The following is a 13,511-nucleotide window of genomic DNA, read 5'->3' on the forward strand; positions in this document are numbered from 1 at the left end:
GGGGGAATCGGGGGGCGGAGATCGGACAAAGAGTCACGCTGCAAGCGGCGTCGCTAAATGGGGGAGACCGATCCCTGATCCCCGACCCATGATCCTCAATCCCTATCTCGCCGGCAATTTATCCTGCATGATGGCGAAGATGAGCAGGTCGTAGGCGGCGTGGGTGGCGGCGACGATGCCGAAGCCGCGCATGACGTAGATGACGGCGAAGTAGATGCCGGCGGCGAAGTAGTAGACGAATCGGGCCGTTTCAAAGTCGGATCCGTCGGAAAAGTGATACGCGGCGAAGAGCACGGCCGAGCAGACCACCGACAGAATCGCCCCGCGTTTTTCCGGGACGCCCAGCGCGTCGACGAAAGCCATGTGCAGGACGGCGATGGCGGCGAGCCGGAAGACCAGCTCCTCGTAGACGCCCGCGCCGATGGACAGGACGACCCATGCCTTCCACGGCAGTGTCGCCGGGTCGACGCCGACGCCCGCCGCCGCCGCATGACGCGGGCCCACCAGAAGGCCGAACATCAAAAGCGGAATCGCCAGCGTAATCGACTCGACGCTCATGCCCAGATACAGCTTCGGATACAACCGCCAGCGGTCGCGCCGTGCGATGTGCCACGCCAGCAGGATGACGACGACGGCGAGGCCGGGCATGAAGGTGCTGACCGCGCCGAACATCTTGAGGAAGTCCTGAAGGAACGAATAAGCGCTGATCGAGATGGGCCGACCGGTGGCGGGGTCTTTGGTGAAATAGAGCGCGCCGATCTCGTAGACGAGAATCAGCGGAAAGAGGAAGACAAGCGACTGAAGCGGCTGCTGGGAGCGCAGGAAATAATGATCATGCGGCAGGGAGCGGCGGGCTGGACTCGGACGATCAGACATAGCTTGCATCACATCGCCCGGTGCGGCCCGATGTCTTTACTTCTTCTTGGGCTCCGCCGCCTCGCGATCAAAATAAATCCGAAGCGTCACCGGCGTCCCGACCTCCGGAATCTCCGGCGTGTTGGCCTCCCATTCCAACTGCTCATTGGAGTTGGACGCCGCCTTCGGCTGCGCGATCATTTCCTCATAAAACGACACGAGCGTCACGACGTCGCCCGTCGAATCCGCCGCGTAGGACTCCTTGCCGTTCTCGTCCTTGGTCATGCGCGAGCCGGCGAAGACGAAGACGTTGGAAGCGAGCGTCTTGCGGGTCTTCATGTCGCGGACGAACTCATTGATCGGCCGCTCGACTTTCTTGCCGTCCTTGTCATAGAGCAGCGTCAGCTTCAGATGATCGCCCTTGGGGTCATGCGGGATGGGCTTGTTGTCCTTGTATTCCCAGCTTCCCGGCGAGCCGGGCTTGGCGCCGAGCATGAGCAGAGCGAAGTGCACATTCTGCGGGCGTGCCTTGATCGTGATGATCGACTCGTGCTCCTTGCCGCTGGCGACGGTGGCGAAAAGCTCCAGCGGCCCTTCGCGCAGACACACGCTGCCGGCCACATCGACGTAACCTTCCTTGAGGTTCACATCGACGAACGGCATCGACACGGGCTTGACCGCCGCCGCCGCCGGCGCTTCGGGCGCCTTGGCGTCGTCGGCCTGCGCCGCCGGCTGCTGACAGCCGGCCATCGCGACCGACACGATGCCCAGCACGATCATCATCGATTGGCCACGCAGCATGAAGCGCTCCTTCGGTTCAACGGATCAGGGCAGGACCTTGACGCGGATGTTCCTGATGTGCGTTTCGGAGCCGGGGTCGTGGGCCTGAATGGCGAACGTGCCGCTGGAAAGCAGGCGCTGCTCCATGCCCTTGGGCCGCTCCGGATGGTCCGGCTCGGTGTAGTCGACGGTCGTCTTGCCGTTGATCATGAGAATGATGCGCTTGCCTTCGACGCGGATGGTGTAGTCGAACCACTCGTCGTCCTTGGCGGGGGAATTGTCCATCACGTCCTGCACGGCGTAGAGTCCGCCGGTCTTCTTGCGGTCCGCGTGCGTGTTGTTGACCTGTGCTTCGTAGCCCTTGGCGGGCCAGCCGTCTTCCTGGTACTCGGTGTGGAAGTACAGGCCCGAGTTGGAATGCGGCTTGGTCATGACCTGACAGCGGAACTCGAAGTTCTTGAAGTTGTGATCGGCGACGTCGCCCACATAGAACAGATGCGCCCGCGGCCCGTGCGCGACGATCTGGCCGTCGGCGACCGAGAACGAGCTGGCGTTGTTGCCGACCTTCCAACCGTCGAGCGTCTTGCCGTCGAAAAGACTCACGAAGCCGCTTTCGTCCTCGGCGTGAGCCAGCGAGCAGCCGGCGAGCAAGGCGACGAACATCAAAGTGGCCAGTCGTTGCATGGTGCGTCTCCAAAGGGGTGATGCACCATGATAGCACGCGCCCGGCGTTACAGGAATTGCCACTGGCCCCAGAGAATCGCGTACGCCCACAGCAGCGCGTTGGTGATCGCATGCGACCAGATCGCCGGGCCCAGCCCGTACCGACGCCCCTTGCGGTTCGTCAGCCAGAGCACCCACGCCCACATCACCGCGCACGCGATCGTGCCCGGCCAGTCGCGGCGCGCGTGACTCACCACGCACCAGAGCAGCCCCACGAACAGCACGTTGAACACGCTCAATTCGCCCACGTGATGCGCCTCGAATTCCCGCCGCATCGGACGCGGGTATTGCTCCGCCCAATGCACCATGCTCGATTCGGAAATCATCGGCCCGATGATCGGCAGGTCGTGCAGCAGATCGATCGCCGAAGCGAGCGTCGGACGCCAGTTGACCATGCTGCGCATCAGTGCCGAGCGGATGAACACCTCTTCGAACATCGGCACGACGATCGCCATCGCCGCCAGATGCATCGACAGCGACACCGCGCCCAGCGCGGGCCCCATCTCGCGATACACATCCGTCCCCGGATCGTCGAACCAACCCGGAAACAGCGCGATCATTCCCTGCCCCAGCGCGACCCATGCCGCCACGCCCCCGACGCCGCCCACGATCGCGCTCCAGTGAAAACGCCAGTTGATCTCCGGCATCAGGCCCCGGTAACGCCAGAGCATCCATGACACCATCGCCATCTGCGCCGCCACGAGAATCGGATACGTCAGCGGATGCATCGCCCGCGCCGGGATGATCAGGTACAGCATCGCCACCCAGACCACGAACGGCAGCACCCGCGGGTGCCACGGATGTTCGTGCATCCACTGGTCCAGACGCATCAGCGGCGTGGACTGCGCCTCGGCCTCGCGCCGGGCGGCCTGTTTCTGAGATGGATCGATCGCGCTCACTGCTTTACATTCGACCGTTTGGCGGCGTGTCGTTATTGGCGACCGTCACTACCATCGCTTCCACGCGCGCCGCCGACCGACGCCGCCACCAGCGCACGATCGCCCGAATGGCGAAAAACAGCACGACGCAGACCAGAATCGCCGCGATGATCGGGATGACGATCGCCATGATGCTCATGACGACCGCCCCGCCGTTTTCCCCCGTGGCGACGATCGGATTGCCCAGTCCGCCGGTCGTGGCGGTCGATAACGCGCGGGTCGTGACGGTGGCGACCTGCACCGCCCCCGCCGTACCGCCGCCGGCGACCGTCGCCAGGCCCCATTTGACCATGGGTCCCATATCCGGCAGGACCGCCGCCGTCGCCAACGTGCCGGCGACCAGGGCGGCGGGCGTGGCGATCGTGTCCATCAGATGATCGAACCACGGAATGTAGAACGCCGCGACTTCCGCCGTCGTCGCCACGCCCAGCGCCAGAATCGCGCCGTCGCTGGTGACCCATTCAAAGCCCGGCGACGGCGTCAGATGCCCCCACCGCGCCCCGATTGCCATCGACAAGAGCGGAATAAACACGCGGAACCCGCACGCCGCGCTGAGTCCGATACCGATGCACAGGCCCATCAGAATGTGTGGCAATTCCATAAATCACCATCCCTCGAAAGCTCCCCCGCTCCCCAGTTTAGCGAGGCCGCTGCTTTACGGTGAGCTTGTCGAACCGGCGGCCTGCCTCCCCCGCGGACGCTCATTCTACCATACATCCCTCTGGCGCGACTGTATCGAATAAACCGCCCTGGCAAACAAGCCGATAAGGCGAAGGACAGAGATCAGCATCAGGCGACCGCCCGCTCCTCCGTTTAGCGACGCCGCTCGCGGCGTGCTTCCGCCTGATACCTCCGCCGTCAGAGAGAGCATTATGACATCGAGTTCCCCATCCGATCCCCCCCCGCCCGGCGACGCGCTGGACGCGATGCGCCGGCAGTTCGATGCCTTCGTCGAGTCGCAGCAGCAGGTCGCCGAGCGCGCCATGATCGAAGCCCGCCGCGCGGTCGAAGCCGAGTTCGCCGCCGAGCGTCAAAAGCTCGACCAGCTCAAGGCCGACCTCGACGCCGAGCGCGCCAAGGTCGCCCTCGCCGCCCGCAAGGCCCAGGAGGAGCGTCATTCGTATGACCATCGCATGATGCAGCTCACTTCGCAGCGCCTGGGCCTCGAAGCACAGGCCGCGGAGATCGAGCAGCGCGAGGAGAAGCTGCGCGCCAAGGCGGCCGAACAGGCCCAGCGCATCAAGCAGCTCAATGAACAGGCGACGAAGATCAACGACGCCAAATCGCGCTACGCCGAGCGGAACGCACAGCTTGAAAAGGCGCTCGCCGAACTGTCGGACCGCGAGGACCAGTTCGCCCGCCGCAGCAAGCGGACCGTCGGCTGGCTGCGCCGCCGACGGATCAAATTCGAAAAAGAAGCGTCGCAGCGGGCACAACTGCTCAATGAACGCGCCCATGAGTATGAAACCGTGCGTCAGCATCTGCGCCGCCGCCGCAAGCGCCTCAAGCTCTCGCGGCAGTTGATGCGCGAGCGCTCGCGCGAGGTGCGCCAGCAGCACGCCTCCGTCGAGCCGCTGCGACAGGCGGCCCAGTCGATCGTGACGCAGCGGCAGTCGCTGCGCGAAGTGCAGATGAAGCTGGCCGAAGCCGAGCAGAAAATGATTCACCGCTGGGCGCAGCACCGCGGCGTCCCCGCCACGCTCGCCGCCTCGATCTGCCTCGTCCTCCTCATGGCAGGCAGCTACTTCGTCTCCGACAAGCTCGCGTCACAGACGTGGGTCGCCGATGCGCTCGTCGAGAACACCGATAGCGCCCTCGCCGCCCGACCCGACTGGGTCGATCAGCAACGCGTCCTGCTCACCAGCACCAACGCTGTCAATCGGGCCGCCAACGCCATCCGCATGAACGGCTACACCGGCGCCGCCCAACCCGAATATCTCCAGCAACGCCTGGGCGAAGGCCTGACGCTTTACGCCAAAGGCCCCGGTCGGCTTCAGATCGAACTGACCGGCTCCAACCGCCGCGAGCTTCAGCCCATTCTCGGCGCCCTCGTCGAGGCCTACACCGCACTCGCGCAGAACAGCGCCGTCACCGGCTCGTCGATCAACACGCTCACCGTCGTCCGACCCGCCACGCTCGACCCCGCGCCGCTTTCGTCCAACCGCCTGACCATCGCCAGTGCGATGTTCTTCTCGGGCATCGCGGCCCTGATGGCGATCTTCCTGTTCGTCCGCCGCTCGCTCATCAGTCTTCAGCACGTGCACATGATCGATGACCCCGACACGCACATCGACTCGGAAATCTGGAAGCGCAACGTCGAACTCATCAACCGCGCGATTGCGCCCGGTGACGACGACGGTCCGGTGATCATCAAAGACGCGGACGACCCGCCGGGAAAACAGTGGGCGGCGGAACTTCAGCGCTTCAAGCCCGCCGCCTGACGCTGGCGCATCGCTTCAAAAAGCACCACTGCCGCGCTGACCGAGACGTTGAGCGAATCGACCAGTCCGCGCATGGGGATTGAGATCGCCACATCCGCCGCGTCGCGCCATGTCTTGTCGAGCCCCTCCGCCTCCGCGCCCAGCACGATCGCTCGACGGCCCGTCCATTCCACGTCCGTATAGCTGGCCGCACCCTCCGGCGTCATCGCCATGATCGGCACCGATGAGCGTTTCAGATATTCAATGAGCGTCGCGCGGTCCGCACTGACGATCGGCAGCGTGAACACCGCGCCTGTGCTGGCGCGGATCGTGTTCGGATTGAACCAGTCAAAGTCGCATTGATCGACGATGACCGCGCTCGCCCCCGCCGCGTCCGCCGACCGAAGAATCGCCCCGATATTGCCCGGCTTCTCCAGCGCGCTGAGCACCAGCACCAACCCCTCCAGTGGCGCTTTACCCAGCGGGATCGTCCGCGACCGCATCACGGCGACGAACCCCTCCGGGTTCTGGCGATAGGCGATCTTCCGAAGCACCGGCTCGTTTACATACGTGACCGCACCGTCCATGTGCTCGCTGAACAGCGGCGGACACACATAGGCCTCCACCAGTTCAAAGCCCACGCCCAGCGCGCGATCCAACTCACGTTTCGATTCGATGCAGAACACGCCGTCGTGCTTCCGCTGCGACGAATGCGTCTGCAGCCGCACAAGATGTTTGACCCGCGGGTTGGAAAGACTGGTGAGCATGGGAAATTCAGCGTGAAGACACACAGACGCGGAGGCACGCAGGAAGACGATTAGTCAGGATTACAGGATGGACAGGATGAAGTTGAAAACCAGTGTCCTGATCTTGTCCATCCTGTAATCCTGTCAGCTTCCTCATGCCCTTCTCCACATGGCCGTGTCTTCGTGTCTCTGTGTTAAGCGCCTTTACCCGAACGGCGAAAACTCGACGAAGCCGAAGAGAATGTTGTACAGGTCGTTGGCGAATTTGGCGAGGAAGAAGTTGAGGATGATGATGGTGACGAAGCTGGTGACGAAGGCGTCGGTGGTGGCGCGGCCGACGCCCTGCGCGCCGGCGGTGCAGAAAAAGCCCTTGTAGCAGCAGATGAGTCCGATGGACATGCCGAAGAAGATGCTCTTGACGAGGCCGGTGTTGATATCCCAGAGCGAGACGAATCGGCCGGCGTTGACCCAGTATTCGTGATTGGTCACGCCGAACGATCCGACGACGATGCCCCAGCTTCCCAGGACGCCGAGCAGGTCGCTGAAGATGGTCATGATGGGGATCATGATGACGCAGGCGATGACGCGCGGGACGACGAGGTATCCGACAGGCGCGGCGCCCATGACGCGCAGGGCGTCGATCTGTTCGGTGACGGCCATGGTGCCCAGTTCCGCGGCGAACGCTCCGCCGACGCGGCCGGCAAGCATGACGGCGGCGAGCACGGGGCCCAGGTGTTTGACGACCGTGATGCCGGTGATGCCGCCGAGCTGGGTTTCCTGCCCGATGAGCCGGAACTGGTTGTAGAGCTCGACCGCCAGCACCATGCCGATGAACGCGCCGGTGAGGGCGACGACGGGGATGCTCCGCGTGCCGACCTCATAAAACTGCGGCCAGACGAGCTTCCATCGCCGCCGATTGCCCGCATCACGAAAGAGCCACATCACCGTCTGCACGCAGAAGATCACGAAGCGACCGAACCCGGCGAGGGTGTTCGTCAACTTGGCGCCGACCCGTTCGATGCGCGAAAGAATCATGATGCGGACAGTGTACACGGGAAGGGCATCGAAGGCAGTCCCACGCTTAAAAAGCGTGGGCTTCATCTAAAACGGCGGTAAATTTCTTGACACCCCGCGGACCGCGCGATAAAAACAAAGCGTTGTTCATTTTCATGTGTGCCGACCACCTGAGGCCGATCACCGTCAGGAGTCACCATGGGTTTGCGTGAAAACATCTTGCGGGATCCGATCAGCGAATTGACGCTTCGGCCGGTCGTCGCGATGCCGCGCTCGGCGACGGTGCGGCAGACGATCGAAGCGATGAAGCGCCAAGGGATCGGGGCCGCCATCATTGTCGATTCGGACGGGCGCGCGGCGGGCATGTTCAACGAAAAGCTGCTCATCCGCCTGCTGCTCGAATCGCCCGGATCGCTCGATGAGCCGGTCGAGAAGCACATGACGCCCCGGCTGGTGACGGTGCGCGAGAGCGACTCGATCGCCAAACTGCTGGCGATCATGCAGGAGTTCAGTCTGCGCTGGGTGTGCATCATCGACGAGCAGGGCCGGCCCACCGCCCTGACCGGCCTGCGCGGGCTCATCGAATACGTCGTCGATTACTTCCCGCGTCAGGTCAAGGTGCAGCCCATCGACAAGAACCATGTGTCCATGCGGACGCGGGAGGGCGCCTGATGACCAAGCGACACCGCACGCCGCCGCACACGGGCGAGTTCAACGATCCGTTGAGCAATTACGATCCGCTCGACTACACGGACGCGCTGGAGAAATCGCTGTGTGAGGACCCGGCGACGGCGATCGAGTCGACGCCGTTCGGGCATGTGACGCCGACGACGAGCGTGCGCGAGACGCTGCGGATGATGCTTGAGCGGGACGCGGCGTGCATGGTGGTGGTGTCGAGCGGGAAGCCGGTCGGCATCGTGTCGGAGCGCGATGTATTGATGCGCATCGCGGACCGGTACGACGAATTGGCGGACGCGCCGGTGAGCCGGGTGATGACGCCGGACCCGGTCGTGGTGAACGTCACCGACAGCCCGGCCCGGGTGCTCAATCAGATGGGCAGCGGGATGTTCCGCCATCTGCCCGTCGTCGACGTCGACGGCCGGCTGATCGGCGTCATCGGCGCCCGCCGCGTCACGGCGTATTTACAGAAGCATTTTGCAAACGAAGCTGCGAAGTAGTACGCAGCAATTGCGCGATCCGCGCCGCATGCGCGTGTAACCCCCGCCTTGTTATCGGCGTCTATAAGCACAACTGAATCGGCGCGCCGGTGTGGTGCGGCGGAGATTTGGCATTGCCTTAAGCCGCCGTTATCATTCACCGACAATATCAGCGACGCCACGCACTCTTTGGGACGGACGGAACCGCACCATGACACATCCGCTTCAATCGATCGACCCCGCTTATCAGCCCCACCTGATGCCGCCGATGGGACCCGGCGGCATGCAGCGCTACCGCGAGATGACGATCGACGAGCTGCTGCTCGAAAATCGCGTCGTCTTCCTCGTCGGCGAGATCAATCACATCAGCGCGACGAATGTAATCATGCGGCTTCTTTACCTGGCGAACCTCAAGAAGGACCAGGACATCAATCTCTACATCAACTCGCCCGGCGGCAGCGTCGACGACACGATGGCGATCTACGACACGATCAAGTTCCTGCCCTGCGATGTGGCGACGTACTGCATCGGGCGGGCGATGAGCGGCGGCGCGGTCGTGCTCTGCTCGGGCACCAAGGGCAAGCGCTACGCTCTGCCGCACGCCAAGGTCATGATCCATCAGCCCCTCGGCGGCGTCTACGGACAGACCGCCGACATCAAGATCCAGGCCGAGGAAATCATCAAGACCAAGCGTATGCTCAACGAACTGATCGCCAAACAGACCGGCCAGAGCGTCGAGCAGATCACCAAGGACTCGGAGCGCGACAAGTACTTTTCCGCCGAGGAAGCCAAGGGCTACGGCCTCGTCGACGAAGTGCTGGCCCAGACGCCCGACAAGAAATAACCGACCGCGACCCCACCCTGCCGCCGATGCTGCGGCTGATCTTGATCAAGGATGACACCGCCATGACGCTGATTCCGATGGTGATCGAAAAGACCGGCCGCGGCGAGCGCGCCTATGACATCTACTCGCGTCTGCTCAAGGATCGCGTCATCTTTCTGGGCGGCGGCGTCGATGACGATACAGCCAACCTGATCATTGCGCAGCTTTTGTTCCTGTCCAACGAGGACGCCAAGAGCGACATCCATTTCTACATCAACTCCCCCGGCGGCTCGATCAGCGCGGGCATGGCCATCTATGACACGATGCAGTTCATCCGCCCGCCCGTCGCGACATACTGCGTCGGCCTCGCCGCCTCGATGGGGGCGTGGCTGCTCGCCGCCGGCGAAAAGGGCAAACGCTTCGCCCTGCCCAACAGCCGCATCATGCTCCATCAGCCCCTCATTGGCGGCGTCTTCCAGGGACAAGCCACCGACATCGAAATTCAGGCCGAGGAAATGATCAAGACGCGCCAGCGCATGTATGAGATCATGCACGACGCGACCGGCCAGCCCATCGACAAGATCGCCGCCGACTGCGATCGCGACAAGTGGCTCGATGCCGAGGCGGCCAAGGAATACGGCCTCGTCGACGGCGTCCTGAAGCATGTGCCCGCCGACTTCGGCACCAAGCACGAAAAAGACGAAGAATAAGCCGGGCTGCTCATGACCCTATTCCGCACGCATCGCTTGCTCGCGCTCCTTGTCGGCGCGGCGGGTCTGTGCGCGACGGGCTGCTCCAGCGGGCCGCGCAATTTCGAAAACGACAACGATCGTCTCCGCAAGGAGAACACGGCGCTGACCGAAAAGGTCGCGCAGCTTTCCGATCATGTCGCCGGTCTTGAAAAACAGCTTCAAGCGGAGCAGAGTCGCCGGGGCGTCAAGCTGCCCGAGTCACTGGTCATTCCCGCATGCACGAAGATCACCATCGATCGCTACAGCGGCCGGGTGGACGACGCGCTGCGGCTGTATCTGAGCACGCTCGACGCCAAGGGCCGATTCGTGCAGACGATCGGCCGCGTATCGATCAGCGTCGTGGCCATCGAAGCGGGTAAGGAAGCGACGGTGCTCGGCTCGACGACGATCGAGGCGAAGGACTTCGACGCGGCGTACCGGGCCGGGCTGACAGGCACGCACTACACGCTCATGTGTCGTGTGCCGGGCAAACTGCCGGAGGGCGTGACTGAAGTGACGGTGAAGGTCACGCTCGATGATCTGGTCACGGGCCAGTCGCTTTCGGTGACGAAGAATCTGGCCTGGCCCGCCAAGTGAGGCGCATCATGCGAAGACGCACGTTTGTGATCGCGCTGATCGTCGGGGCGATGTTCTCGATCGCGTGCGGCGACGACACGCCCGCCGGGAAGAAGCTTCTTTTCATCGGCAATTCGCTGACCTACGTCACCGCCATCCCGCAGACCGTCGGCGCAATGCTCGCCTCGCGCGACCGCAAGTGGGTCATCGCGCAAAAGACGATCGGCGGCGCGACGCTCGACAAACACTGGAATCTCCCCGACGGCACGGATGCGAAGAGCCAGTCGGCCAGACAGATGATCGACGAGACGGCGTGGGATTTCGTCGTGCTTCAGGACCAAAGCGCCCAGCCCGCCGTCAACCCGACGAACACGCTCGACTACGCCAAACGCTTCTGTGAGAAGATCAAGGCCCGCGGGGCGACGCCGATTTTCTACGGCACGTGGGGCGTCAATCATGATGCATCAATGCTCGCAAAATTGACCGTGACCTATGTGCGGGCGACGAAGGACAACAACGGCGTGCTCGCGCCGGTAGGACTCGCCTTCGCCAAGGCCTACGCCACCGATCCGACCATCGAGCTGTTTCAGAAAGACGGCAAGCACCCGTCGGCACAGGGCGGGTACCTGTCCGCGTGCGTGTTCTTCACCGTGCTCAGCGGCGAATCGCCCGTCGGCCTGCCCGCGCATCTGGAAACCGCCGTCGGCGGAAAATCCGTGAAACTCGCCGACCTGCCGCCGACGACCGCCGCCACGCTTCAGAAGGCGGCATGGGAAGCGGTCAGCGAAATGCACGCAAAAATCGGCGTGCCGACGATGGTGACCCAGCACCAAGCCGCGCAATGATCTTCACATCACCACTTCACGGCTTCACCACATCGCTATATGCGTTTGCGCGTCATCGCGCGATCGATCTCGCGTTTGGATTCGCGCTTCTTCATCGACTCGCGTTTGTCGGCGTGGCCCTTGCCGCCGGCGACGGCGAGTTCGACCTTGGCGATGCCCCGGTCGTTGAAATACAGCGCCAGCGGCACGAGCGTCATGCCCTTTGAATCCGTCTGCACCAGAAGATCGGCGATCTGCTTGCGGTGGGCCAGCAGTTTGCGGCGTGACTTGGGTTCATGCTGATAAGCCGCGGCGGTGTGTTCGTAGGCGCCCACGTCCATGTTGTAAAGCCACAGCTCCATCGTCTTGGGCTCGACGCGGGCGAAGGCGTCGTTGAGCGTGCAGCGGCCGGAGCGGATGGCCTTGACCTCCGTGCCGCGCAGCACGATGCCGCACTCGAACTTGTCGTGAATGTGGTAATCGTGAAACGCCTTGCGGTTGGCGATGCGCGGCGAATCGTTCGGTTTGGGCTTGCCTTTGGCCATGTCGGTTCGAGAGTGTAGCGGGATCACTTGCCGATACAAAATGTCGCGAAGATCCGGCCGATCACGTCATCCGGCGTCATCTGCCCGCCCAACGCCCCCAGATGATCGAGCCCCCGCCGCATCGCCGCCGCGATCAGTTCCATGTCGGCGAGCGACGGCGCATGCCGCTGCGGGCCCAGCAGGCGGCGTGCTTCATCGATCGCCTCCATCGCCGCGATCAACTCATCGCGATGCCGATCGGTCAGGGCGAGCATCTCGCCGACGAGCGTCACCGCCCGATCGGCCAGCCGCTCGGCGATGCGCGCACGCAAATCGTCGAGTCCGCAACCTGTCATCGCGCTGACGCCCTCAGCCCCGTCCAGATCGCACTTCGTCCGCACGTTCAGTACAGGCATGTTGCCCGCATCGATTTTCACCGGCGGAGCATCCGGCGCGTGCAGCGACAGAATCAATTCCGCGCGGTCGATGGCGTCGCGGGCGGCCTGCTGCATGGCGCGATCGAGCAGCGCGGTCGGCTCATCGAGCCCGGCAATGTCGACCAGCATGACTTCCGCATCACCCAGGCGCAGCGGCTCGGTGAGCACATCGCGCGTCGTCCCCGCCGTCGAACCCGCCACCGCGCGCTCGTGTCCGAGCAAGGCGTTGAACAGCGTGCTCTTGCCCGCATTGGGCGCGCCGACCAGCACGACCCACGGCATCGCTTCGAGCGACGCCCACGAGCGACTGCGATCGCGCAGACCGTTGAGCTCCATCTGACAGCGCGACAATCCCGCGTCCAGGTCCGCGGGCGAAATCGCCACCACATCCTCCTGATCGACGAAGTCGATGCCCGCTTCGACAAGCGCGAGGAGCTGCGCGAGGGATTCGGTCTGATGCACGGCCCACTGCCCGAGCTGCCCGCCGCGGAGGAGTTTGGCCGCCTCGAGCTGCGCATCGCTGACGGCGCCGATGGTGGCGGCGATGCCCTCGGCTCGCGTCAGGTCGATGCGGCCGGCGGTGAAGGCACGCTGCGTGAACTCGCCGGGCTCGGCGAGCCGGCCCTCGCCGGCGATGTGACGCATGACCTCCAGCACATGATGCAATACGCGGGTCAACAATGCCGGATTGCCCGGCAGTTGAATTTCGAGAATGTCCTGCGCGGTGAAGGAACGCGGCCCTCGGAAATACAGAGCGAGCGCCGGAAGCGGAAAGCTCAGGGAAGGCGATCCCTGAGCTTTCAATGTAAGGCGCACCGGCGTGAGCACGCGCGGTTCGATCATGCGATCGAAGAGCGCTTCGATGACCGGCAAAAGCGACTCGGCGGAAAGACGGATCAGGCCGCGGGCGCTGCGCCCGGGCGGAGAGCTGACGGCGATGATGGGGTCATCGGCGTGCATGGC

16 protein-coding genes are annotated in these 13,511 nt (G+C 63.7%); 7 read left to right on the forward strand and 9 right to left on the reverse strand.

The window, feature by feature from the left end; genetic code table 11:
• Window positions 1-102: 102 nt before the first annotated feature.
• Genes GC162_03880 through GC162_03900 form a run of 5 tightly spaced genes read right to left on the reverse strand, consistent with a single transcriptional unit; the run spans window position 103 to window position 3,897 of the window.
• Window positions 103-885 (reverse strand): CPBP family intramembrane metalloprotease, encoded by a 783-nt coding sequence (locus GC162_03880; GenBank protein ID MBI1367774.1) that lies wholly within the window; start codon window positions 883-885, stop codon window positions 103-105.
• Window positions 886-912: 27 nt separating this feature from the next.
• On the reverse strand, window positions 913-1,656 hold the full coding sequence (locus GC162_03885; GenBank protein ID MBI1367775.1) for a hypothetical protein: 744 nt from the start codon (window positions 1,654-1,656) through the stop codon (window positions 913-915).
• 24 nt (window positions 1,657-1,680) lie between these two features.
• Window positions 1,681-2,319 carry a DUF1080 domain-containing protein gene (locus GC162_03890; GenBank protein MBI1367776.1) on the reverse strand — a complete coding sequence of 213 codons (639 nt, stop codon included), beginning with the start codon at window positions 2,317-2,319 and terminating at the stop codon, window positions 1,681-1,683.
• Window positions 2,320-2,366: 47 nt separating this feature from the next.
• Entirely contained in the window at window positions 2,367-3,257 is an 891-nt protein-coding gene (locus GC162_03895; protein MBI1367777.1) for a hypothetical protein, read from the reverse strand.
• Between the two features lie 4 nt (window positions 3,258-3,261).
• Window positions 3,262-3,897: a DUF4126 family protein gene (locus GC162_03900; GenBank protein ID MBI1367778.1), complete on the reverse strand. Its 636-nt coding sequence runs from the start codon at window positions 3,895-3,897 to the stop codon at window positions 3,262-3,264.
• 271 nt (window positions 3,898-4,168) lie between these two features.
• On the opposite strand from GC162_03900, the gene GC162_03905 reads away from it, so the two are divergent.
• Complete coding sequence (locus GC162_03905) at window positions 4,169-5,737, forward strand: hypothetical protein (GenBank protein MBI1367779.1); 1,569 nt, start codon at window positions 4,169-4,171, stop codon at window positions 5,735-5,737.
• Here the strand turns inward: GC162_03905 and GC162_03910 are convergent.
• Window positions 5,713-6,483 carry an RNA methyltransferase gene (locus GC162_03910; protein MBI1367780.1) on the reverse strand — a complete coding sequence of 257 codons (771 nt, stop codon included), beginning with the start codon at window positions 6,481-6,483 and terminating at the stop codon, window positions 5,713-5,715. The genes GC162_03905 and GC162_03910 overlap by 25 nt on opposite strands.
• 183 nt (window positions 6,484-6,666) lie before the next feature.
• Window positions 6,667-7,497, reverse strand: a complete 831-nt coding sequence (locus GC162_03915) for an MlaE family lipid ABC transporter permease subunit (GenBank protein MBI1367781.1) — start codon at window positions 7,495-7,497, stop codon at window positions 6,667-6,669.
• A gap of 177 nt (window positions 7,498-7,674) precedes the next feature.
• Between GC162_03915 and GC162_03920 the strand changes: the two genes are divergently transcribed.
• From GC162_03920 to GC162_03945, 6 genes are all read left to right on the forward strand, one after another.
• Window positions 7,675-8,148: a CBS domain-containing protein gene (locus GC162_03920; GenBank protein MBI1367782.1), complete on the forward strand. Its 474-nt coding sequence runs from the start codon at window positions 7,675-7,677 to the stop codon at window positions 8,146-8,148.
• Window positions 8,148-8,654: a CBS domain-containing protein gene (locus GC162_03925; GenBank protein MBI1367783.1), complete on the forward strand. Its 507-nt coding sequence runs from the start codon at window positions 8,148-8,150 to the stop codon at window positions 8,652-8,654. Before GC162_03920 ends, GC162_03925 begins: the two co-directional genes overlap by 1 nt.
• A 238-nt stretch (window positions 8,655-8,892) precedes the next feature.
• A complete protein-coding gene (locus GC162_03930; protein ID MBI1367784.1) occupies window positions 8,893-9,477 on the forward strand; it encodes an ATP-dependent Clp protease proteolytic subunit in 585 nt (194 codons plus the stop codon).
• A 62-nt stretch (window positions 9,478-9,539) separates the two neighbouring features.
• Window positions 9,540-10,166: an ATP-dependent Clp protease proteolytic subunit gene (locus GC162_03935; GenBank protein ID MBI1367785.1), complete on the forward strand. Its 627-nt coding sequence runs from the start codon at window positions 9,540-9,542 to the stop codon at window positions 10,164-10,166.
• A gap of 12 nt (window positions 10,167-10,178) precedes the next feature.
• Complete coding sequence (locus GC162_03940) at window positions 10,179-10,784, forward strand: hypothetical protein (GenBank protein ID MBI1367786.1); 606 nt, start codon at window positions 10,179-10,181, stop codon at window positions 10,782-10,784.
• Between the two features lie 8 nt (window positions 10,785-10,792).
• Complete coding sequence (locus tag GC162_03945; protein ID MBI1367787.1) at window positions 10,793-11,608, forward strand: hypothetical protein; 816 nt, start codon at window positions 10,793-10,795, stop codon at window positions 11,606-11,608.
• A 35-nt stretch (window positions 11,609-11,643) separates the two neighbouring features.
• On the opposite strand, the gene smpB is transcribed toward GC162_03945, so the two are convergent.
• Entirely contained in the window at window positions 11,644-12,132 is a 489-nt protein-coding gene (smpB, locus tag GC162_03950; GenBank protein MBI1367788.1) for an SsrA-binding protein SmpB, read from the reverse strand.
• A 23-nt stretch (window positions 12,133-12,155) separates the two neighbouring features.
• On the reverse strand, window positions 12,156-13,508 hold the full coding sequence (locus GC162_03955; protein MBI1367789.1) for a GTP-binding protein: 1,353 nt from the start codon (window positions 13,506-13,508) through the stop codon (window positions 12,156-12,158).
• Between the last annotated feature and the right edge of the window lie 3 nt (window positions 13,509-13,511).

It is taken from the genome of Planctomycetota bacterium, assembly GCA_016125255.1.
In the GTDB taxonomy this organism is placed as follows: Bacteria; Planctomycetota; Phycisphaerae; order Phycisphaerales; family Zrk34; genus RI-421.

Coding starts and splice junctions, on each gene's coding strand:
- GC162_03880 (MBI1367774.1), bottom strand. CDS start 885: ATGCAAGCTATGTCTGATCGTCCGAGTCCAGCCCGCCGCTCCCTGCCG.
- GC162_03885 (MBI1367775.1), bottom strand. CDS start 1,656: ATGCTGCGTGGCCAATCGATGATGATCGTGCTGGGCATCGTGTCGGTC.
- GC162_03890 (MBI1367776.1), bottom strand. CDS start 2,319: ATGCAACGACTGGCCACTTTGATGTTCGTCGCCTTGCTCGCCGGCTGC.
- GC162_03900 (MBI1367778.1), bottom strand. CDS start 3,897: ATGGAATTGCCACACATTCTGATGGGCCTGTGCATCGGTATCGGACTC.
- GC162_03905 (MBI1367779.1), top strand. CDS start 4,169: ATGACATCGAGTTCCCCATCCGATCCCCCCCCGCCCGGCGACGCGCTG.
- GC162_03910 (MBI1367780.1), bottom strand. CDS start 6,483: ATGCTCACCAGTCTTTCCAACCCGCGGGTCAAACATCTTGTGCGGCTG.
- GC162_03915 (MBI1367781.1), bottom strand. CDS start 7,497: ATGATTCTTTCGCGCATCGAACGGGTCGGCGCCAAGTTGACGAACACC.
- GC162_03920 (MBI1367782.1), top strand. CDS start 7,675: ATGGGTTTGCGTGAAAACATCTTGCGGGATCCGATCAGCGAATTGACG.
- GC162_03925 (MBI1367783.1), top strand. CDS start 8,148: ATGACCAAGCGACACCGCACGCCGCCGCACACGGGCGAGTTCAACGAT.
- GC162_03930 (MBI1367784.1), top strand. CDS start 8,893: ATGCCGCCGATGGGACCCGGCGGCATGCAGCGCTACCGCGAGATGACG.
- GC162_03935 (MBI1367785.1), top strand. CDS start 9,540: ATGACGCTGATTCCGATGGTGATCGAAAAGACCGGCCGCGGCGAGCGC.
- GC162_03940 (MBI1367786.1), top strand. CDS start 10,179: ATGACCCTATTCCGCACGCATCGCTTGCTCGCGCTCCTTGTCGGCGCG.
- GC162_03945 (MBI1367787.1), top strand. CDS start 10,793: ATGCGAAGACGCACGTTTGTGATCGCGCTGATCGTCGGGGCGATGTTC.
- smpB (MBI1367788.1), bottom strand. CDS start 12,132: ATGGCCAAAGGCAAGCCCAAACCGAACGATTCGCCGCGCATCGCCAAC.
- GC162_03955 (MBI1367789.1), bottom strand. CDS start 13,508: ATGCACGCCGATGACCCCATCATCGCCGTCAGCTCTCCGCCCGGGCGC.